Source organism: Parabacteroides sp. merdae-related_45_40, from assembly GCF_001915675.1.
This window is the reverse complement of the sequence record NZ_MNQY01000145.1, coordinates 1-22,199: the sequence shown is the minus strand read 5'-3', so window position 1 is coordinate 22,199 and position 22,199 is coordinate 1. Positions and strand designations below refer to the sequence as shown.

The following is a 22,199-nucleotide window of genomic DNA, read 5'->3' as shown; positions in this document are numbered from 1 at the left end:
ATCAGGTGAATAACATCAGCACCAATTGTGCTGAAATCACGCGGATAAACATTGAAAGCGGATAGACGGTGGCATAAGAAACGGAGGGTTCGTCGCCATCGACAGTCGTGTTGGCATAGCTCAGTGCCATCGGGTTTGCCATGCTCCCGCAGAGCATACCCACGTTGTGCGCATAATCGAGTTTGAAAAATTGCGAAGCTATGAAACCGACGATCAGCACCGGCACGATCGTCAGCAGAAATCCAAGCCCGATCCAAAGCAATCCTTCTGCCCGAAAAACCGTTTCGAAGAAATGTACACCCGAATCGATCCCCAATCCCGCTAAATAAATAATGATCCCCAGTTGACGAAGCATCAGGTTGGCACTCATTGTCGTGTAGGTTGTCAGGTGGAAACGAGGGCCGAATGCGCCCATCAGGATTCCGACGATGATCGGGCCTCCGGCGATCCCTAATTTGACTGGCGTACTCATCCCCGGTAACGTGATCGGCAATGCTCCTAACAGCATCCCCAGCGATATACCAATGAAGACAGCCAAGAGGTTCGGATTGTTTAACCGCTTGATCTCATCCCCTAAAATCTTTCCGACTGTGTTTACCGAATTCGCTTCTCCCACGATAGTCAACCGGTCACCGATTTGCAGGCGCAGGTCGGGAGAGGCCAGCAGGTCTATACCGGCACGGTTCACACGCGTAATATTGATACCGTAGAGGTTGCGAAGGCGGAGAGAGCCTAATTTCACACCGTTCACCCGGTTGCGTGTCACCGCGATGCGGCGCGAGATCAGTTGGCTGTCAATAGCATTCCAGTCGATATCCGCCTTGTTCCAATCTACATTCTCCTGCTCGCCGAAAAGGACTTTAATATTTTCGACATCCGATTTAACGGAGATGATCAAAAGGTGGTCATGCTCGTGAAGTAAAGTGTCCGAAGTCGGAATGCTTACTTTACCGTTTCTCCATACACGTGAAATAACGAAATGCTTGTCCGTCAGCTTCATTACGTCCTTGATGCTCTTTTCGTAGATAGCCGGATTGCTTACATGAAACTCGGCGACATAGGTAGTCGTGTCGCGTTGTTCCTTTAAGTCTTTCTGTTTCTTGTCGGCAAACAAGGCTCTCAGGATAATAATCGCCAAGATCACGCCCACTACGCCGAGCGGATAAGCGACGGCACACGCCAAAGCCATGTCCGTCACCCCTTTGGTATTGGTCGGATCTATCTGCAACAAAGCCTGTTGGGCGGCTCCCAAAGCAGGCGTGTTGGTAACGGCCCCACAAAGCAAACCGACCATATTGGAAAGGGAAACTCCTGTTACCCAGTGCAGACCGACTGTCATAATGAGTCCGAGCAGGATAACGCCTAACCCCATCATGTTCATAGCTACCCCTCCCTTCTTCAGCGAAGAGAAGAAACCGGGACCAACCTGTAACCCTAATGCATAGACGAAAAGGATCAAGCCGAAACTTTGAGCAAAATACAGCATATCCTTATTCACGACGATCCCTAAATGCCCGGCCAAGATACCGGCAAAGAATACAAATGTGATACCCAGTGAGATCCCGAATATCTTGATCCGTCCTAAATACAATCCAAGTGCAGAGACCAGTGAAATAATGATGACTGCCTGCACCATCGTAGGCTCTAAAAAGGCCTCTTGTAACCAATTCATAAAGTTCCCCTGTTTATTGACGGCACAAAGATAGGACAATAATTTGATTCGTCATCTATTTCTCTCGTTCCCGCGCTTGACACAGGCTCCCCTTATTGTCTTTGTTCGTTTGTTTCATTACCTTTATCCCCAAAATAAGATCAGATTCATATTTGTTAAATCTGGAAAAACATGTCATTGAAAATAATCCATACTGCCGACTGGCATCTTGGGCAAACCTTTTTCGGGTATGACCGTGATGAGGAACATGAGGCATTTCTTTCGTGGTTGATCGATATATTGACGCTACGGCAGACTGATGTCTTGCTGATAGCAGGCGATGTTTTCGATGTTGCCAATCCGTCGGCAGCCGCCCAACGCCGTTTTTTCCGTTTTTTGCGGGAAGCGAACCGGCGTAACCCACAATTGCAGATCGTGATTATCGCAGGTAATCATGATTCGGCAGCCCGTCTGGAGGCGCCGATACCCCTGTTGGAAGAACTGAATACGTCAATTGTAGGGGCTGTCCCGCGAACCGACCTGTGCAAGATCGATTTCGATTCGCTTCTGATTCCTTTATATAATAAGGAAGGAAAACGGGAAGCGATCTGTCTGGCTGTTCCCTATCTTCGTCAGGGAGATTATCCCGCTTCGAAAGAAGGGAAAGATACCTGTGTGGAGGGCGTTACCCGAATGTATCGCCAGCTCTATGACTATGCCGACAGCCAAAGGCAACCGGGCGAGGCCCTGCTTGCGATGGGACACTTGCATGCGACTGGTGCTGAACTGTCGGAAGACGATCGGAGCGAACGGACTATCATGGGAGGACTTGAATCTATATCGGTAGAAGCCTTTAACGAGGACTTGGCCTATACGGCCCTCGGTCACATCCACAAGGCGCAGCGGGTAGGGGGACGCGAGTCTGTACGCTATGCCGGCAGCCCGCTTCCGATGTCTTTCTCCGAACAGCATTATCACCATCAGGTTGTTGCCTTTACCCTCGAAAACGGATGCCTGTCGGATCTCGAAGCAGTGCCCATCCCACTCCGAACCGCCCTGCATCGGATTCCGGCGGAACCGGCGTCGCCTGCCGAAGTCCTTTTGTCGCTTTCCAACCTACCGTTGGCGGAAGAGGGAGCCGATCGCAGCCTATGGCCTTATCTGGAGGTGCAGGTACTGCTGACGGAGCCAGATCCGGGATTTCGGCATCGGGTGGAGGAGGCACTGGCGGATAAGGCTGTACGCCTGACTTCCATCATCCCTTCTTATCCGAAAAAGGAGGGAGAGGAAGATTCTCGTCCTTTCTCTTATACGGATTTACAAAAGATCGCTCCGCTGGATATGCTTCGCCATACCTTTACGAACCGTTTCGGGGGAGATTTGCCGGAAGAGTTGGAAAAGATGTTTAACGATGTAATGCGGGAGGTTTCCCTATGAAGATATTAGCGATACGAGGTCGTAACCTGGCCTCGTTGGAAGGTGATTTTGAAATAGATTTTACGGTGGAGCCGTTACTTTCAGCCGGGATCTTTGCTATTTCCGGGCCTACGGGAGCAGGTAAGTCCACCCTTTTGGATACGATGTGCTTAGCTCTGTTCGCCCGTACGCCTCGTACCGACCAGGCGAAAGAAAATAATGTCAAGCTTCAGGATGTCAGTAATGAACAATTGTCGCAGAGCGATCCTCGTTTCTTGCTGCGGCGGGGAACATCCTCCGGTTTTGCAGAAGTGGATTTCATGGCCTTGAACGGACACCGCTATCGGACACGCTGGTCGGTGGCGCGGGCACGCGACAAGGAAAACGGACGGTTGCAGAATCCGCGTTTGGCTCTGTATAACCTCGACAAGGAGGAGGAAGAGCAAGGGACGCGTTCCGATCTGCAAGCCCGTATTATCGATTTGATTGGCTTGACTTTCGAACAGTTTACGCGTTCCGTATTGCTGGCGCAGAACGATTTTTCCACTTTCCTGAAAGCCGAGCAGGGAGAAAAAGCTTCCTTGTTGGAGAAGTTGACCGGAACCGAACTCTATTCCGCCATTTCTCGCCAGATATTTGAAAGGAATGCGCGGGCGAAAGAAGCCTTCGACTTGATCCAAACGCGAATACAGGGTATCGAGCTATTGACGGATGAGGAAGAAAACGACTTGCGCACTCGCCTTGCCGGAACGGAAAAGGAGTTGCAGCGAGTCGAGAAAGCGAAAGCGGAGCAACAGGCCCTTCAAGAGGCCGTCCGTTCTATCGAACAGCAGATAACCATCCGCCAGAGACAACAAAAAGAGGCGGCCGATAAGTTGGTGCACGCAACGGAATTGTTGACGGTCGCTCGCCATGAATACGAAAAGGGAGTGGAGGAACAGCAACAGTCCGAGACTCGTTTCAAATCCCTTCAACAGGAGATATTGCAGGCGCGTAAACTGGATATCCAGTTGGATGCGGCCATCCGCGATCTGTCACACTCGGAGCAACAGTTAAAGAATGTAACGCTTCGTAAGGGAGAGGCCGAAAAGAAATATCAAGCTGCCGTCCTCCGCCGGAGACAGGGAGCGGAGGAGATTGCCCGTCTGACCGCTTGGCGCGAGCGTTATAAAAAGAAGGAACGTATTGCGGAGCAACTTTCAGCTTTGTTGTTGCACTTGGATGCAGCATCGGCCACCCGTTCAGGGATGGAGGCGGCTGTCCGTTCGATCGAAACGCTCCGGCAGGAGATGGCGGCGTTGAATAAACAACTTTCCGACCTGCAACAGACCAGTGTAAACAAACAGCAGGCGTTGAAGCGGGCTGAAGCGGATTACCGGAACCTGGAAGAGGAACTGAAAGCTGTCGATGCACCGGCTTTGGACAAACAGATCGAGAAGCTTCGCCAGGAACGAGAGCAATTGCTTATCGAACAGGCACGCTTGGAGGCTTCCGGTAACATAAAGGATTTACGCGGCAGGTTGCAGGATGGACAACCTTGTCCGGTTTGCGGGAGCACGCATCATCCTTTTGCAAATCAGGTTCCTGTCGCTCCTGTTTCTGCTCTAACCCTTCAATTGCAGGATTTATCGAATAAAAAAGAAACCTACGTCGCTCATACCCGCCATCTTACCCGTTTGCAACAGCAGTTGCTCCAACTCCATAAAGAACTTGCAGATAGCGAGGCCGCCTGTAAGGAAATGGCTGGTAAGCAACAACTCGCTGCCAGTCGGCAAGAGAGGGAAGAAGCTATTGTAAAAGAGCAATCCACCCTGTTGACCCAGTCCCTTTCGGCTGCCGACCTGCTGTTCGGCAATAGTGAGTGGCAGAAAGCCTGGTTGCAGAATCCGGAAACTTTCCGTAAAACATTGACAGACTTCGCCCGTCAGTGGCATGAGAATACCGAGAAACTCCATCAACTGGAACGGCAGGAAAGCGCCCAAAAAGCCGAATGCGAATCTCTCGCCTCCTTCCTTCCTTCTCTCGAAAAGCAAGCCGAAGAATCCGGACAGCTCCACGAAAAGAACCGTGCCGTTTTTTCCTCTTTACAGGCAGAACGAAAGAAGCTTTTGAATGGCCGATCTGCAGATAGCGTAGAACAGGAGTACATCCGACGAATGGAAGAACTGAAAGAGCGTTTGAAAAAACTGTCGGCCACCCAGACTGAGCAATCCGGCATCGCCGACCAGACACGCGGCATTGCCGACCAGATTGCAAAAGACCTGACCGAGGCCTCTGCCGACCTACTCCGGAGAAAGGCGGCTTTAGACAAATGGACAGCTGATTATTTGGATTCTTCGGGTGGAGAGCCACTCGAAGTTATCTTGTCCCGGTACACACAGGAAAAGACGGAACTTGCTTTCCGGCTTCGTACTCAGACGGAGAACAAGGCGAAAGTTTCCGGTCTGCAGGAAGAATTGAATGTCCGGCGTACGGAAAGCGAACGTTGGGCGAAGCTGAACGAACTGGCCGGTTCTGCCGACGGCGCCAAGTTCCGTCGTATAGCGCAAGGATATACGCTCGATATACTGTTGAACTATGCCAATGTGCAACTGCGTGAATTGACAAGGCGCTATCGGCTGGAACGGGTTCCCGAAACACTAGCCTTGCAGGTGATCGACCGGGATATGTGCGATGAGGTGCGTACCGTCCATAGCCTTTCAGGGGGCGAATCGTTCCTTGTTTCGTTGGCACTGGCGCTTGGCCTGTCTTCCCTCTCATCCAACCGGATGCGGGTTGAAAGCCTTTTCATTGACGAAGGTTTCGGTTCTTTGGATGCCGAGATGGATGCTTTGGAAAGTTTGCGGACGCAGGGACGCAAGATCGGCGTCATCTCGCATGTGCAGGAAATGACAGAGCGCATCCCTGTCCGCGTACAAGTAAGTCGGGTAGGCAATGGAAAAAGCGTTGTAAGAATTGAGAATTGACAATTAAATGTGTCGAAAGCTAATTGTCAATTCTCAATTGTTAATTGGCTTTAGAATCGTGGTCAAGAACCACAATTCTAAAGCCGACGTTCATCGGCCGCTGCCAAGGCAGGTAGGCTTTACGGACGGCCGATGTGGAGTATTTTTTGTTTGCCTTTTCTTTTAAAGGATAAGGAATGTAATCGGAGGCTGTCCATTCCGCCACATTCCCGTTCATGTCGTACAATCCCCAGGGATTGGGCTGGTAAGAGGCAACAGGGCAACTGATCAGTTGATGGTCGTTTACGTTCAGGATTTTCGGTAGGAAATCCCAGAACTTGCGCATGGGATCGTTTGCCCGCATCGGTTTCGGATCTACGCCTGTTACCGCCAGATCGACAGTCGTACTGTCTGCCAAGTTTTCGAAAGCACCGAAGTCGCTCTCCGTCGATCCGAACCAGAAATCATCTGCGCTTCCCGAGCGTGCTGCCCATTCCCATTGTGTTTCGGTAGGCAGAGAAACTGTATTGCCTGATATTTCGCTGATCTTTTGGCAGAAAGCATTCGCTTCGTCCCAGCTGACGCGCACGACAGGCTGTTTTGGTCGGTTGGCTGCATAGCCGGGGGTAGTATGATCTTTCCAAGTCTGTCCGATGTACCGGCTGTCGTGTTCCGGGAAAAGTGCGCGGAACTGCTCGTTCGTGATTTCGGTCGTGCTCATCCAGAAGCCTTCCTTCACGTTTGCCTTGAATGCTGGCGAAGCGGAGGGAGTTCGGTTGTTACCCATCACAAAGCTGCCGGCGGGAATCCATACCAGGTCGATATGCACATCCGGAGTGATGGAGATGCGGCGGGTCGTTTCGCCTTGGGCGGCTTGCCGGGCAGTCGCCGTCTGCGTGTCGAACGGGAATCCCTTTACCTTGACCGGGCGGACCGGTTTGGTCGGCTTCTTTATTTCGACTGTTTCGCCGGTCGTTGCTCCGGTAATGCCGTCTGCCTTTTTGTTTTCTTTCAGCCAGTCGGCGTAGTCGGCAATCTCTTTTTGCCAGTCAACCCGTACACCGCTGTATTTCTCGGCCAGCTCCATACGGCGTTCCACCTGACCTTTGGGAGATTGAGGCTTCAGGTCTATTTGGGTGAAAGCCCCATAATAAGGCGCGTTGAGATCGATCCAGGCATAGAGCGTTCGCATATCCTCTTCCGGAACCTCTACGCCGTGGTGTCCGGCTTGCAGGATGCGGATCAGTTCGCTGTTGCTTGCGTGAAACTCGGCCGGCTTGAGGACATAGATGTCTGATTCCGGTCCCTGACGGTACACGTATGGGTGCAGGTTCAGATAGCTCTGGTCATACTGCTTGTTGATTTTCGTCAAGATACCTCTCTTATATGTGACCATCTGATCCTTGCGGAAGTCCGGTTCGGCATTTTTCCCGTTGTGGCAAGAGACGCAGTTACGATCCAGTACCGGTTGCACTTCCAGACGGAACGTGAACGGGCGGACACCTCCTTCCGGTGTTTCCAGCCGGCGTGCCTGCTTGGCCGAAGCAATCGTGCGTTTGGGAATGGGTATGCTGTTTTGGTCCTCATGGCAACCGACGCAGGAGACGATCTCGCCCGGCATCCCTGTCAGCCAGCTGCGCATCCATTGGATGGCTGCCCCGTCTTTATCCAATGGCTGGATGGAAATCGGCGTGTTGGCGGGAATGGTGAATAGCGCGGAACCGTCTTCCTCGACCGGGACTGTTCCGAGTATACGTTTGATATCCCATCCACTCTGTATTCCCTGTGCATCGTGATCGGAAGGAGCTAAGATATAGGCATACTCATAAGCAAAGATACGGAGAGCCTTGATCGTGCCCCGGGGAACGCCCTGCGTACCTTCTCCTTCGTAGATATCCTGGATAAAGACCGTAGCCTCTTTGCTGTCCGGCTTGATCTTCGAAGGAATGACAGGAGGCGTTTCGCGTTTTACCAGCGGGATGGGAGCGGTCAGACCTTCCCCTTCCTGCTCGGCAATGAGTGTCAGGTTATCGAAAACGTCGACCAGGTAAATTCCCCAAAGCGCATCCTTGGCCGGTTTGCAGGCAACTAAAAAATATTTTTCGCTGAGCGGGTACGGCTTCATGAACTGAGGCCAGACGCCTTCCACCAATTCGTCCTTGATGATCGGGACGATCGGGCGGTCTTTGAACGGCAGTTCCTGTATCATCCCCTTTTCCTCTTTCCGGCTTTTGGCAGGATCGAAGATGACGAGCCGCCCTGAACGTGCCGTCCCGTGATGGCCGGAGATGATGCCGATGAAGCGGCTGCTGTGCTTGGAGAGCGGTTTCATGTCGAACGTACTGTTCGGGAAATAGGAGCCGCTGCCGTAGAGCGCTTTGTTTTCCGTCCCGTCGGGGTTCATGTGCATCACGATACGGGAGAAATAGTGTGTCAGGTCCGTATATTCCCAACGGGTGTACATGATGCGTCCGTTCGGGATCACGATAGGCGACCAGTTCCCGTCCTGGTCGAAGGTGAGGCGGCGCAAGTCACGCGTCTTGGGGTCAAAGGAAACAAGGTTGGCTACCACATCGTCGCCATGCACGCAAGGAACGCCGTTGTAACCGATGTTGGTCGTCGCCACCACTTTCCCGTCCGGCAGGTAATTGGCGTCGCAGAATTCCAGATCCGGCTCATCAACGGTGATCTTTTGGTGAAGGTTGCTTCCGTCGATGTTCATTTCGTATATCTGCCACTTCCGATTCTTGTCGAGCGAGGAGAAGAGGAGACGGTCGGCATCCCAGTGGAGCTGTATGTCCGAAACGGGAACATCGGCTTCGGGCTTGTATATCCGGCTGCTTTCGATTTGTCCGCGCAAGCCCGTGAGCAGGTCGATCTCGGCATCGTAGCCTTTACGCGAGTTGGAAAATAGCGAGTTGTAGTTGGCTGTCGAAGTTCCCATCGACGGGCCCATCGCCTTACGGGCCTTGTTTCCCAAACGGTAACGGGCCACTATGATCTTGTCCATGTCCAGCAGCGGGTTGGCCAGGATGATCTCACGCTTCAAGGCAAGTATTTCTTGAGCTTGGCCAATTACTTCGTCGACCGTGTTGCCGGAAACCTTATCGGAGAAGGCCTGCCGCACGCCGGGCAGAAGTGTTTCCAGACGGGATAGTTTTTCGTAAAGCGCGGGAGCTTTTCCTCCCAATGCTGTTTTTGTGTCGTCCAGATAGGCACGTATGGCAGTAGGATTTACCCATCGGATTTGCACTTCCAGATCGCTTAGCTGAATTTGGCGTATTGAATCTTGTCCGTTCGTTGCGGAAATACCGGATACGGAAAGAGAGAGGAACGTGAAGAGTAAACAAACTTTATGCTTCATATCATTATTATTTTTTCAAAATCTCTATCACTCTATCACACTTCGTATATAAACTATTCATATACAACTGTTTGTTGTGTGATATATGTCACTTTTATCTATCACTCTACTATCACTCCATCTTTTTCCAATACGGCAGAAAAAGATACAAAGCATATCGCTTGTTTTCAACAAGATAGTGAGATTTGATGCTGAACACCCGGATGTTTGTTCTCTGTACATCCGGGTGTTTGCCCTCCCGACACCCGGATGTTAAAGGCGGGTTTACCCGGGTGTTCAAGAGCTTTTGCAGGTACTTTGATAAAAAAAAGAGCCTTGTTGTGACTTATTTGTCTGCTAATTTGTAAATTTCCGATGCAGCCATCAGGAATGCACCTGTACCATAGAGCTCGGTCATGTCGCGTGTCACCTTTTTAGGATCGGCACCTACCGGCTGAACCCACCCTAATTTCCCGTTCGTTTCAACTGCACGGGTCAGTGCTTCCCATCCTTTTTTTACGACTGGCAGATATTTGTCTGCCGGCAGATACCCCTGGTTGATTCCGTATGCCAAGCCGTAAACGATAAATCCGGTCGCGCTTGTTTCGGGTGAAGGATAGCTGTCCGGGTCCAGCAGGCTGGCGTGCCAGTAACCGTCTTTTCCTTGTAGTCCGGCAAGGCGCTCGGACATCTCTTTATAAAGTTCGAGATAGAAAGGACGGAATTCGGTATCTTCCGCCGGCAGCGTCTTCAGGATTTCCGCCAGCCCGCCGATTACCCAACCGTTGCCACGTCCCCAGAAAATCTTCTTGCCGTTGGCTTCTTTCTGTCCGATGTAGCGGCTGTCGCGATAGAAAAGATCTTCGTCTTTATCATACAGATGGTTGTAAGTGGCACGAAATTCACTGTCGGCGAAGTGCATGTATTTACGGTTGCCGGTCAGCGTGTAGAGTCGTGTGTAGACTCCGGGCGCCATGAAAAGGGCGTCGCACCACGTCCAGCGTTCGATCGTGCTGCCTTTGCTGTAATCGAGATCCATGCTTCCGTTGGAAGGATTGTTCAACACCCAGTCGGCGCGGGCGATGGTCGGTTTCAGCATATTCTCATTCTTCTCCTTATTATAGAAATCGATATAGGTCTGTGCGATACAAACGTCGTCGGCATGATACATCCGGTTGGCGACCTGCCAGCTCTGGCGGTTGAAGATTTTCCGGAGCCAGTCATAATAAGTATTGTCTCCACTTAGTTCCGCCCAGTCGAACATCCCCATATAAAGTGCTCCGGCGATCCATCCGCGCGGTTCGCTCTTGGCATATTTGTTTTCGGGATAATCTTTGATCTGCCAGTCCGCCACCCGCCGGGCAACTTCCATGATGCTTTGCCGGTCCCAGCCCGTTTCCGTCGCACTGACAGCGGCTGTATTTGTCGTTTCGGCCTGTGCCGGCAGATTGTTCACTAAACAGGTACAAGCGCAAAGTGAGAGGCCTGTACAGATGTACTTGATTGTAGTTTTCATGATATTCGTTCTGTTTCTTTTAATTCTGCATCAAAAATAGGAAAGATAAGGCTCAGGATATAATAATATCATCTCAAAATGAGTAAAAAATGTACCAAATTTTATGATTATTAAAAAGAAAGGGGATGTCCCTTTGGCTGGAACTTCCCCTTTCATCCTATAAGTGTGTTTTTACTTTATAGCTATTCAATGCTTAGTATCCCGGATTCTGTGGAAATTCGGCTCCTGTGTTAGAGTCGATGATGGTCTGCGGGATCGGCCACAAGGTGTGATGTTCATCCATAGTGTTGCTGTGCGGGTTGTATTTCTTTACGCGTTCAACCAGCTTGCCTGTACGAACCAACGTAAATCGGCGTAACTCTTCACCAACCAATTCACGGATACGTTCGTCCAGTAGGAAGTCAATTGTGGCATCTTTAGCTGTAATTTCCGGTGCATTGGCTCGTTTGCGTATTACATTGATCGCGTCTGCGGCTCCTTGTGCATTGTTTTGCATCAAGCGTGCTTCAGCCAATAGCAGATATGTTTCGGCAAGACGGAACTTCATACGGTCTTTATTGTTACCGCCATAGCTCAAATCCTCTGCTTTTCCGTAGAAGAATTTCGTGACAGCCGGGTATATGGTGAATTTTGTCCATGTCTCTTCTGTGATTTCGGCTTTCTTTCCATATTTATCAGAAGAAGCATCGTTGTAATACCAGTTTCTCTTGATGTTATATTCCGAGTTACGAATATCGCTTGAAGCGAAGAAGTCGTTGCTGTCGATCCACCATTTGAATGGGACGATCTGTGCCAAACCACGTCCGCCTAAAGAGTCTGCCAACACAAAGCCGTCTTCGTTGTAGTATTTGGGAACCCAAGCACGTTTTGTCCAGTCTTCGTTTGCTCCGCCGCCTCCGGTCGTGTTGTATTCGAGTTGCATAACCCAGATGCTTTCCATATTACCGGAAGTACGGTTCTGGTTATATTCTTTGAACATATCGGAGAACGGATCTCCGGCTTTGTCTTTCTCCGCACCGAAGCGTGAAGTCATCAGATGGAAGTAACCGCAATCGATTACAGCTTTTGCTGCTGCTTCCGCTTCTGCATACTTGCCTGCCATGAGGTATACTTCCGAAAGCATATGCTGGGCAGCCCATTTTGTTAACTGTCCAACTTCGACCTTATCGGGATCTTCCGGAAGATTTGCGATTGCAAACTGCAAGTCTTCGATCATCTTGCCTAAAACTTCCGCTTTCGGTGTGCGGGTAAAGTCTATCCGGAAGTCTTTTTCAATTTTATCAACATATGGAACATCTCCGTACAAATATACCAGATACCGATAAGCATAAGCGCGGAAGAAGCGAGCGATAGCCTGATAGTAGGCTTTATCGGTCGGTTTGTCCCAATTTACATTACCTTCCGAATATTCGAGGATTTCATTGGCAGAGGCGATCAAACCGTATCCCCAGTTCCAATAGGAAGTGACAAATGTTGTGGATGGTGTATAAGACAAGTTTTCGAAAGGAACCAATGAACCGTCTCCATGCCCTGTGTAGACAATGTCTGTTGCTACCTGAAATGATTCGTACGGACAAGCTTGTCCCTGGCTTGTTGTTGCTCCTCCCCATGTGTTAAATTCGGAACGGGCCCAACCGTACAACCCGTTTACTCCGACTTCAAAACCATAGCTGCTTGTGTATGTATTGTCTGGAGATAGCGAGCTTTTTAGCTCTTCATCCAGAAAACCTGAACAACCGGTTGATGTCACCAATAAAAATGCAGCAGCGGCAGTTGCTAATATATTTTTCATATCCAAATTCAATTATATTATAATGTTAGAAAGTAAGATTTAATCCAAACATGTAAGAACGGGCTGTCGGGTAGGTAACGAGAACATTTCTGTTAGCATCGCTATCTTCTAAGTTCAGCCAGTTGTCGATGTTACTGAAAGTATAGAGGTTGTTGACACTTGCATTGATACTCAGCGAGCTGATTCCAATTGCACTTAATGTTGTCTTCGGGAACGTGTATCCGATCGTGATGTTCTTGATATTGACGTAATTCATTTTTTTGTAGAATGAATGTTTATCGTAAGGAACATAAGCAGGAGATGTCATTTCGTTTGTCGGATTTTCCGGTGTCCAGTAGTCCATACCGCTTATGTAGTTGTATGTCGGCATCCAGCGGTCGAAGTTGTAGTCATGTAATTCTTTTGTCTGCCCGAATACTCCGTTCAGCAAGAAAGAGAAGTAGATGTTTTTGTAATCGAAGCGGTTACCCATTGACAGCAGGAAGCTGGGCAGTTTGGAACCGATGATTTTCTTGTCATCGGCTGTGATAGAGCCGTTTCCGTCTTTATCTTCCAGTTTAGCAGAACCGGGGACAGCGCCTTTTTGGTATTCTTTTCCTTCTTCATTCAGGAACTTGCCGCTTTCGGCATCCCAGCTGATAGTATGTCCGTTTTCAACATATGTTTCGTTTTCCTGCCATGTCCCAACGACATTGTAATCGTAGAATACGCGCAGCGGTTCTCCGATGAACCATTTGTTTGTGATATCGTCTTTGCCATCACCGCGCAGTTCAATAATTTTGTCGCGGTTCAGCGAGAAATTGACGTTTGTGGTCCAACGGAAATCATTGTTTTGGAAGTTGACGGAGTTCAATGCGATTTCAACACCCTTGTTACGGGTTTTACCTACGTTGTCCATAATGGATTTGTAACCGTTCATGTAAGGAACTGTACGGCTCATCAACAAGTCGCTTGTGTTGACCACATACATGTCAATGTTACCGGAAAGACGTCCGTTGAAGAAACTGAAGTCGATACCTGCATTGATCGTGCGTGAGGTTTCCCATCTCAGGTTTGGGTTCCCAACACCGTTTGTAGGCAGGTAAGCTCCGTTTACAACCGTTCCGTTGTCGCCCCAAATGTAGTTGGTCAGTGTCAAACGGTCAAGCGTCTGATAAGGATTGATGGCCTGGTTACCGTTTGAACCCCATGAAAGACGGATTTTCAGCATGTCCAAATAATTTGTCTGGCTTTCCATAAATTCTTCGGAAGAGATATTCCATGCTGCGGCAACGGAAGGGAAGAATGCATATTTGTTGTTCTTTCCAAATGCGGAGTAACCATCGGAACGTCCTGTCAGTGTCAACAAATACTTGTTGGCGTATGAATAGTTCAAACGTAACATATAAGACAGCATTGCCGTTTCTGTCAGTTTGGATGTGATTTCTTTATTTTTCTCGGCACCAGCCATATTGTGGTATTCGGAATCGTCGTTTACAAAACTTTCGCCTGATTCTTTTGCTTCCTTTTTGGTTGTTTCCTGCATACTGAACAAGGCGGTGGCATCAATTTTATGCAAACCGAATGTCTTATTATATTTCAAGAGATTTTCCCATGTGTAATCATAATAGTGGATATTCTCTATAGAAGCGGAACCATTCACCTTTTTACCCGAAAGAGTATTTCTTCCGTAATAAGATCCTACAAAATTATTGCGGTAGTTGTAACCGAAGTTTGTACGGAATGACAGACCGTCAATCGGGAATTGAATTTCTGCAAAAGTTGAAATGAATACATTACGATTTGTTTTGTCGTTCGTCGCATCAATATTGGCCATTGGATTGTAGAACAAAGTTTGGTCCATTGGATAGTCAACGTAACGATCATTTTCATCTTTATAAATGCCATAAGGACTCATTTTCAACCCAGCCTCCAAATAAGGTTGCTCTCCGCCGAATTCTTTTTGGATCGCTTGCGTTCCCATTCCGACAGTTAACCATTTATTTAAAACCTGTGTAATGTTCAATGCGATGTTAGTACGTTTTAAACCTGTGTTTTCCATAACGCCATCTTCTCTTAAGTGAGAGATTGATGCCATATAGGTTGTAGCTTCCGTCCCTCCGGAAATGCTGATCTGATGACTGGTGGTTAAAGCATTACGGAACATGATGTCTTGCCAGTCCAACTCAGAACCGTTCTGATAGTTCGCACGTTCACTCGGATTCAAAAGTACAAGCGGATCGAGTTGATCTCCAGAATAACCGTATTTCATGCGGTTGTAGTCTTGTGTGTATTTTACATATTCGGCTCCTTTCATCATATCGATACGATGTTGTGCTTGTTGCATGCCGACTTGTCCTTTATATGAGACTGTTGGTGCTCCTTTTTTACCTTTTTTGGTCTGAATCAGGATTACGCCGTTTGCACCGCGTGAACCGTAAATGGCAGCTGAAGATGCATCTTTTAATACAGACATATTCTCGATGATATCCGGATCAATGTCACCTAAAGATCCGCTGTAAGGGATACCGTCCATGACGATCAGCGGAGAATTGTCCGCACTCAACGAATTTTCACCGCGGACACGCAAAGACTGGTCTTCACCAGGTTTGGCGTTGCTGGTTGTCACGTTCATACCAGGGATTTGTCCGGCCAATTTATCCATCAAATTGTTTGTCGTAACCATCTGGAGTTTTTCTTCGCCAACAGCCACGATACCGCCCGTCAAGTCTGATTTGCGTTGCGAACCGTAACCGATAACGACAACGTCGTCCAAACCGATCGCATTGTCTTTTAGAACAATGTTCAATGTTTTTGCTCCTGTAATCTTGATTTCTTGCGTTTCACAACCGATGTAAGAGATAGCGATTGTCGAGTTCTGGGGAACGTCAAGGGAGAAATTACCATCTATATCGGTAACAGTACCGATCGTCGTACCCTTTACAACAATGTTAGCCCCGATAATCGGAAATTTGTCAGCTTCCGCGATAACCGTACCGGAAACTTTGACGTCCTGCGCATATACCTGTACGGATATAAACGCCATAAAGAGTAATAATAAGGAAAGAAACCGATTCTTCCCGTTTGCCTTTTCATTGGGAGGCAAATTCCCTCGTAGTTGTCTGTTCATGCCTTTCATAATTTATTAGCACATTAAACAATTAATAATTAACTTGTCGATTCTATTTGTTTTTTATGTCAAAAGAATGAAAGATGCAAGCCAAGCACGTGTATTTTTATTCCAAAAGGGGATAAAAATATACCAACGTGCTAAAAAACATTTATTTTGATGAATTTTGATAGATGCATTCTTAGTCTTGAGATTTTGTTTCCTGATATTCTGTCGGTGACATTCCATAGACAGCCTTGAAGCTGCGGGCGAAATACGAACGGCTACTAAAACCGATGTGCTGGGCTATTTCGGAAATATTCATGTCCGATTCCTTTAAAAGTTTTGCACCTGCCTCCAGACGGATATTTTTAATCAACTCGATGGGAGAAAGTCCGGTTACGGTCTTTACTTTCCTGTAAAAGTTAGTCCGGCTCATTCCCAATGCCTCATAAATGACTGATACATCAAGTTCGGGATTCGATATATTGGCTTTTACAATCTCAATATACCGAGTGAGGAAATCATCGTGCTCTTTTGGCTCTTCCACTCCAAACTGTTTGAGGGAAAATGTTTCCCCATACATCGTCTTCATTTTCTCGCGTAGGGAAAGGAGGTTCCGGATACGGGCTTTGAGTAAAGATATCTGGAAAGGCTTGACGATATAGTCGTCTGCGCCGGCATCTAGGCCTTCCTCGATCTGTGATATCATTGACTTGGCGGTAAGCAAGATAACCGGTATATGGCAGTAGTTCTGGTTTTCCTTGATACGTTTACAAAGTTCGAGCCCGTTCATTTCTGGCATCATGATGTCGCTGATGACAATATGGGGATATGACTCCTCAATCATCGCCAATGCCTCTTTGCCATTGAAAGCCTTAACCACGATATAATCAAGGCTGAGCTGTTGTTCCAGATATTGAAGCACTTCCTGATTGTCATCGGCCAGCAAAACCGTCTGCTTATTTTTGTTCTGGGTCTCTTCGACCAGCAAATCGAACTTTTTACTGATTTCGGCGGACTTGGATAGGACGGGAGATTCGTTCTCCCCTTCTTCCTGTTTTTCGGTGTCGGGAAGAAGGAACATAAAGCGGATGCCTTCCGTTTCTGAACTTTCGGTCCAGATGCAACCGTTATGCTGCAAAATGATGGAGCGTGTCAAGCTGAGCCCGATACCTGTACCGGAAATCTGCCGGTGTATATCTTCTTGTGAACGATAGAAAGGTTCGAAAATCTTTTCTGCTTCCTGTTCGCTGAAACCTTTTCCGGTGTCTATCACCTCGATAAACAGGTATCCAGCTTCTATCAGGATGGAGCTGTATTGAGCCGGGAAATGGGGGAGCAGTTCACATTCCGCCTGTGTGACCGTGTTGACACGGATGGTCACCTGTCCTTCCGAAGGTGTAAATTTGAAGGCATTGGAGAGCAGGTTGAAGAATACCTTTTCGATCTCCGCTTCGTCAAAACAAACCTTATATGTTTCCGGTAGCTCGTTGTCCAACACGAAACGGATCTCCCGGTTGTCAGCCACGCTCTCGAAAGAGTGATACATCTCGCGGATAAAGGAGGAGAAATTGAAACTGGTCTTTTGTAGGACTGTTTTGCCCGCTTCGTATTTTTGTATATCCATCAGATTATTGACTAAGAGCAACATCCGTCCGGTATTCTTTTTGATCAACTGAAGTGTCTCCTTTATTTCAGGCGAGAAAGATACGTACTGCATCAGGTCGTTTAGCGGGTTAATGATGAGCGTCAGGGGAGTACGCAGTTCATGTGAGAAATTGGTGAACATGCGCATCCGTTCCTCATGCAATTCGTTGACCTTATCCTGCTCCATCTGTTTGTAGCGAAGTTCCCGTTCCCGTTCGTGTTTATCGTGCTGATGACGAATGATTCTCACGATGACGAATGTGATTATACAAAAGTATAAGAGGTAAGCCCACCAAGTCTTGTAGAAAGGCGGATCGATTGTGATGCGTAGTGTTGCTTCTTCGGGATTCCATATGTTGTCGTTGTTTGAGGCTTTGATCCGGAATGTATAGGTGCCGGGAGCCAAGTTGCTGTAATAAGCCTCCCGTCGGTTTCCGACCATGTGCCATGCCGGATCGGCTCCTTCCAGCTTGTAGGCATACTGGTTCCGTTCGGAATGGATAAAGTTTAACGCCGTGTATCTGAACGTGATGTTATTCTGATCGGAAGTGAGCGTAATCTCCCCGTCCTCAATGTTTCCAGTCACGTCGTCTTTATTATTTACAATCAGGGAAGTGATATCTACGGGCGGAATGTTGGGATTCACCATGATCTTGTCCGGATTGAAGAAAAGGACCCCTTTGTCTCCGGGGAAATAGATGCTGCCGTCGGCAGAAATGCTGTTGCCTGAAAATCGTGTAAACTCCATTGCCGGAGTATCGGCTATTCTCATTTCACTGAAAGTATCGGTTGTGCGATTCAGTTTATATATGGATTTTCCTGTCGTTACCCAGATATTTTGGTGTTGGTCGATTGTAAGTGAGTTAATATAGCTGTCGGACAGCCCGTCCTTTTTCTGATAGTGTTTGGCCAATTTCAGGTTCCGGTTCAGGCGGTATAAGCCGTTTTTATTGGTCGCAATCCAGACGTAGTCTTCATTGTCCTGCGTAATGGCCGTGATATTTCCCAACTTTTCGAATTTGGGATCCGGTTGCAGTTCGGTGGAAAGGTTGCGGACGGTTTCTTTCTTCATGTCGTACAGGTAAAGGCTGTCAGACAATGTACCGAACAAAAACAGCTCTGGTTCAAGTTCATGGATAACAGTAACCCATTTGAAAGAGCGGGAAATGCCGTTGGCCATGAACCGATTGGTTTGCTTTCCTTTGTCGACCATCACTAAGTTCTGGCTGCTGTTTGTCGGTATCCAGAGCCGTTTGCTTTTATCGATGTATAGGGAGAAAATGTCGTTGTGCAGGAAGTCGTATAGCTTTTTATACTGTTTATCCCGAATGGAAAACAAATAGACTGACCCGAAATGGGTAGAGCACAAGATCGAGTCTCCTTGTATCAGGATCGATTTGATGATATTAATCTCATAATTCCCTTCGTGAAGAGGTTTGATGGGATAAAGCTGTTGTCGCCCGTTTTCCGGGTTATAGTAAAACAATCCTGCACCTTCTGTTGCAAACCACATGTTCCCGTCCTTGTCTTGTTGACCTTTGCCGATGATGCCGGCATATTCGTTTGGCGTGATATAGGAAACCGGCCTGTAAAAGGGACTATGATAATTGACTCCTGCTGAATAGGTCCCGATCCAGAGTGTCTGATCCTTGTCGATCAGCATGCTGTGGATGGAGTAGTGGCTCAGGCCTCCTTTCCCGGCGATATTGATATTGGCAGGAGTGATGGTGAGTTCTTTTTTATTCAGTATGTTTAATCCCCGGAATGTTCCGACCAGAATGGAACTGTCGCCGTAGGAAACGAATGTGCGTATCGAGTTGTTATTGAGGTTGGTGTTATCCTTGTGCAACCATGTAAAGGTCTGTTTGTTTTTGTTGAAGAGGCAAATTCCGGTTTCGTCTAGTCCCAGCCATATATCCCCGTTGTTGTCTGGTAATATGGTTGCAATGATACCGTCGATGGGTACGTGTTTTTTTAGTTTCCAGTTTTCGGAATAAATGTACAAGCCGTTGCTCTCCGTTCCGATATAAATGTCCTTGTCCGGAGCCTGTGCTACGGAATAGGTTGGTGAAGGGATTGCTATGTCGGGGAAGACCGTTTCGACCGTCTGGTTCATACTGCATTTGAATACGGATCGGTTGCAGAAAGCATAGACATTCCCGTCCGAATGTTTTAATAGGCGGTTGATGATATTGGTGGTGCATTCCTTGTTGATGCTTTTGGGGTAAAAACGGGTTATCTTTTTGGTTTTATAATCGATACAGTTGATCCCGTTCGAAGTTGCGATCCAAATATTCTTCCGGTTGTCCTCGGCAAATCCCCGAATGTAGTTGTCTGTTAATGTTGCATTATTGTTGACTTCGTTTTGGTAGATAACGAATTCATAGCCATCATAGCGGTTCGCGCCGTTGCGCGTCCCGAACCAGATGTAACCGTCCGAATCCTGGAAAATATCAAGAACGGAAACTTGCGACAGGCCGTCTTCTACTCCCAGGTGGGAGAAGAAGAAATTTATGCTATATACAGGAGGTGTATATAGCATAACCATAATATATATAGTGAATGCGGTATAGAATCTTTTTATCATCCGTAGTTTCATGGTTTATGAGTAAAGACGCATGACTGTATATCTTTTATACCGCAAAGATAGTGATTTGGAGACGATCTTGAACAGGATTGAGATGATTTTACACGGTTAAACAAGTTGATAAACCTATTTTTGTAACTCAATCAATTAAAACATCATGAATAAACGAGTATTGAGTTTAACCTTGTTGCTGGTCTGTTTCAGTTTGGTGATGCAGGCCGAAGGCCGGATTGTCGAGCCGTTTAATTCCGGTTGGGTATTTAAGAAAGCGCCGGCAGGTAAGGAACTGGCCGTTAATGCGCCGAAATGGGAGAGTGGATGGACCGAGGTCGAGATTCCTCACACGTGGAATGCAAAAGATATGCAGACACAGTATGACCAATTCTACGAAGGATCTGCCTACTACAAAAAGCACTATTTCTTTCCTGCTGAACTGAAGGACAAACGCGTCTTCCTGCGTTTCGAAGGTGTGGGAGCTGTTGCGGAGGTGTATGTGAACGGTTCTCTTGTGACAACTCATAAAGGAGCCTACTCTGCTTTTTCATGCGAGATCGGTACGGCGCTGAAACCGGGGGCGGATAACGAGATCATAGTGAAAGCCGACAATGCGTCACGTCCGGACGTGATTCCTATCAATCATGTGCTTTTCGGCGTTTATGGCGGGATGTACCGTCCGGTTTGGTTGATCGTGACAGAGCCTTATAATATCTGCGTGACCGATTGTGCTTCTTCCGGTGTCTACATCACCCAGAAGAATGTTTCCAAAAAGCAAGCGGATGTAAAAGTGAAAGTGAAGTTGGATAATGGAACGTTGCAACCGGCTCCGCTCACCTTACAGAATACGATTTATGATCAAGAAGGGAAACTGGTAGCAACCCAGAGCCGCTCGTTTGACCTGACACCGCAGGGCGTACAGTCGTTCGAAGCCGATTTCAAGATCAAGAATCCTACATTGTGGCAAGGGCGGAAGAATCCTTATTTATATAAGATCGTGAGTCGCCTGATCCGGAATGGGAAAGTGATAGATGAAGTGGTACAGCCCTTAGGCTTGCGCAAATACGAGATTGTTGCAGGCGAAGGGTTCTATCTGAATGGCGAGAAATATCCGATGTACGGTGTTACCCGCCATCAGGACTGGTGGGGGCTGGGTAGTGCGTTGAAGAATGAAAATCATGACTTCGACCTGGCTACTATTATGGATATCGGTGCGACAACCGTCCGTTTTGCTCATTATCAGCAATCAGATTACCTTTATTCGCGTTGTGACAGCTTAGGATTGATCATTTGGGCGGAGATTCCTTTCGTGAACCGTGTCTCCGGACAGGAAGCCGAGAACGCCCGTAACCAACTCCGCGAACTGATCCGCCAGAGCTTCAACCATCCGTCCATCTATGTTTGGGGGCTACATAACGAAGTCTATCATCCGCACGAATATACAAAAGAATTGACCCGATCCTTGCATGATCTTGCGAAGACGGAAGACCCCGACCGTTACACTGTTTCGGTAAATGGCTACGGGCACATGGAGCATCCGGTCAACTTGAATGCTGACATACAGGGAATGAATCGTTATTTCGGCTGGTACGAAAAGAAATTGCAGGATATCGAACCGTGGGTAGAAGGCTTGGAAAAGAACTATCCGGATCAGAAATTGATGCTGACGGAGTATGGAGCCGACGCCAACATTGTCCATCAGACCGAATATCTGGACAATTCACTGAATTGGACGAAACCTTTCTATCCGGAAACTTTTCAGACGAAGACACACGAATACCAGTGGAGCGTGATCGCCAAGCATCCGTATATTGTCGCTTCTTATTTGTGGAACACTTTCGATTTTGCCACTCCGCTGGCTAATCGCGGCGATCTTCCCGCCCGTAACATGAAGGGCATGGTCACTTTTGACCGCAAGACGAAGAAAGACTCTTATTTCTGGTACAAGGCGAACTGGAGTGAAGATCCTGTCTTGTACTTGACACAGCGCCGGAATGTGGATCGCGAAAAGAAAGTCACTTCTATCACCGTTTATTCTAATATCGGAGAACCTAAAGTTTTCTTGAACGGCCAAGAGTTGTCCGGTATCCATAAAGGTTATACAGACGTACATTATATTATAGACAATGTCACCTTGGCAGACGGAAAGAACATTGTGAAGACCGTTGCAAGCAAAGACGGCAAGACATACGAAGACACTATCGAATGGATGTATAC

The 22,199-nt window shown here is 47.8% G+C and carries 9 protein-coding genes; 3 read left to right on the top strand and 6 right to left on the bottom strand.

Going from position 1 to position 22,199, the window contains the following annotated elements; translation table 11 throughout:
* Position 1 precedes the first annotated feature (1 nt).
* Positions 2-1,672, bottom strand: coding sequence for a putative transporter (locus tag BHV83_RS20875; protein ID WP_005640238.1), 1,671 nt, complete (start codon positions 1,670-1,672; stop codon positions 2-4).
* Positions 1,673-1,843: 171 nt separating this feature from the next.
* Here BHV83_RS20875 and BHV83_RS20870 point away from each other — a divergent pair, with 171 nt between their 5' ends.
* Both BHV83_RS20870 and BHV83_RS20865 read left to right on the top strand, forming a co-directional pair.
* Positions 1,844-3,088 (top strand): exonuclease SbcCD subunit D, encoded by a 1,245-nt coding sequence (locus tag BHV83_RS20870; protein ID WP_286758019.1) that lies wholly within the window; start codon positions 1,844-1,846, stop codon positions 3,086-3,088.
* Positions 3,085-6,033, top strand: a complete 2,949-nt coding sequence (locus BHV83_RS20865) for an AAA family ATPase (protein WP_286758018.1) — start codon at positions 3,085-3,087, stop codon at positions 6,031-6,033. Before BHV83_RS20870 ends, BHV83_RS20865 begins: the two co-directional genes overlap by 4 nt.
* Positions 6,034-6,073: 40 nt before the next feature.
* Here BHV83_RS20865 and BHV83_RS20860 read toward each other — a convergent pair whose 3' ends face one another.
* From BHV83_RS20860 to BHV83_RS20840, 5 genes are all read right to left on the bottom strand, one after another.
* Positions 6,074-9,376: an SUMF1/EgtB/PvdO family nonheme iron enzyme gene (locus BHV83_RS20860; protein WP_286758017.1), complete on the bottom strand. Its 3,303-nt coding sequence runs from the start codon at positions 9,374-9,376 to the stop codon at positions 6,074-6,076.
* Positions 9,377-9,701: 325 nt separating this feature from the next.
* Positions 9,702-10,871, bottom strand: coding sequence for a glycoside hydrolase family 88/105 protein (locus BHV83_RS20855; protein WP_022322010.1), 1,170 nt, complete (start codon positions 10,869-10,871; stop codon positions 9,702-9,704).
* A 193-nt stretch (positions 10,872-11,064) separates the two neighbouring features.
* Positions 11,065-12,663: a RagB/SusD family nutrient uptake outer membrane protein gene (locus tag BHV83_RS20850; protein ID WP_005640251.1), complete on the bottom strand. Its 1,599-nt coding sequence runs from the start codon at positions 12,661-12,663 to the stop codon at positions 11,065-11,067.
* A gap of 25 nt (positions 12,664-12,688) precedes the next feature.
* Positions 12,689-15,772: a SusC/RagA family TonB-linked outer membrane protein gene (locus BHV83_RS20845; RefSeq protein ID WP_005642256.1), complete on the bottom strand. Its 3,084-nt coding sequence runs from the start codon at positions 15,770-15,772 to the stop codon at positions 12,689-12,691.
* A gap of 181 nt (positions 15,773-15,953) precedes the next feature.
* Complete coding sequence (locus tag BHV83_RS20840; protein WP_286758016.1) at positions 15,954-19,943, bottom strand: hybrid sensor histidine kinase/response regulator transcription factor; 3,990 nt, start codon at positions 19,941-19,943, stop codon at positions 15,954-15,956.
* Positions 19,944-20,145: 202 nt separating this feature from the next.
* Here BHV83_RS20840 and BHV83_RS20835 point away from each other — a divergent pair.
* A partial coding sequence (locus tag BHV83_RS20835) for a glycoside hydrolase family 2 protein (RefSeq protein ID WP_502687977.1) occupies positions 20,146-22,199 on the top strand: 2,054 nt, incomplete at its 3' end.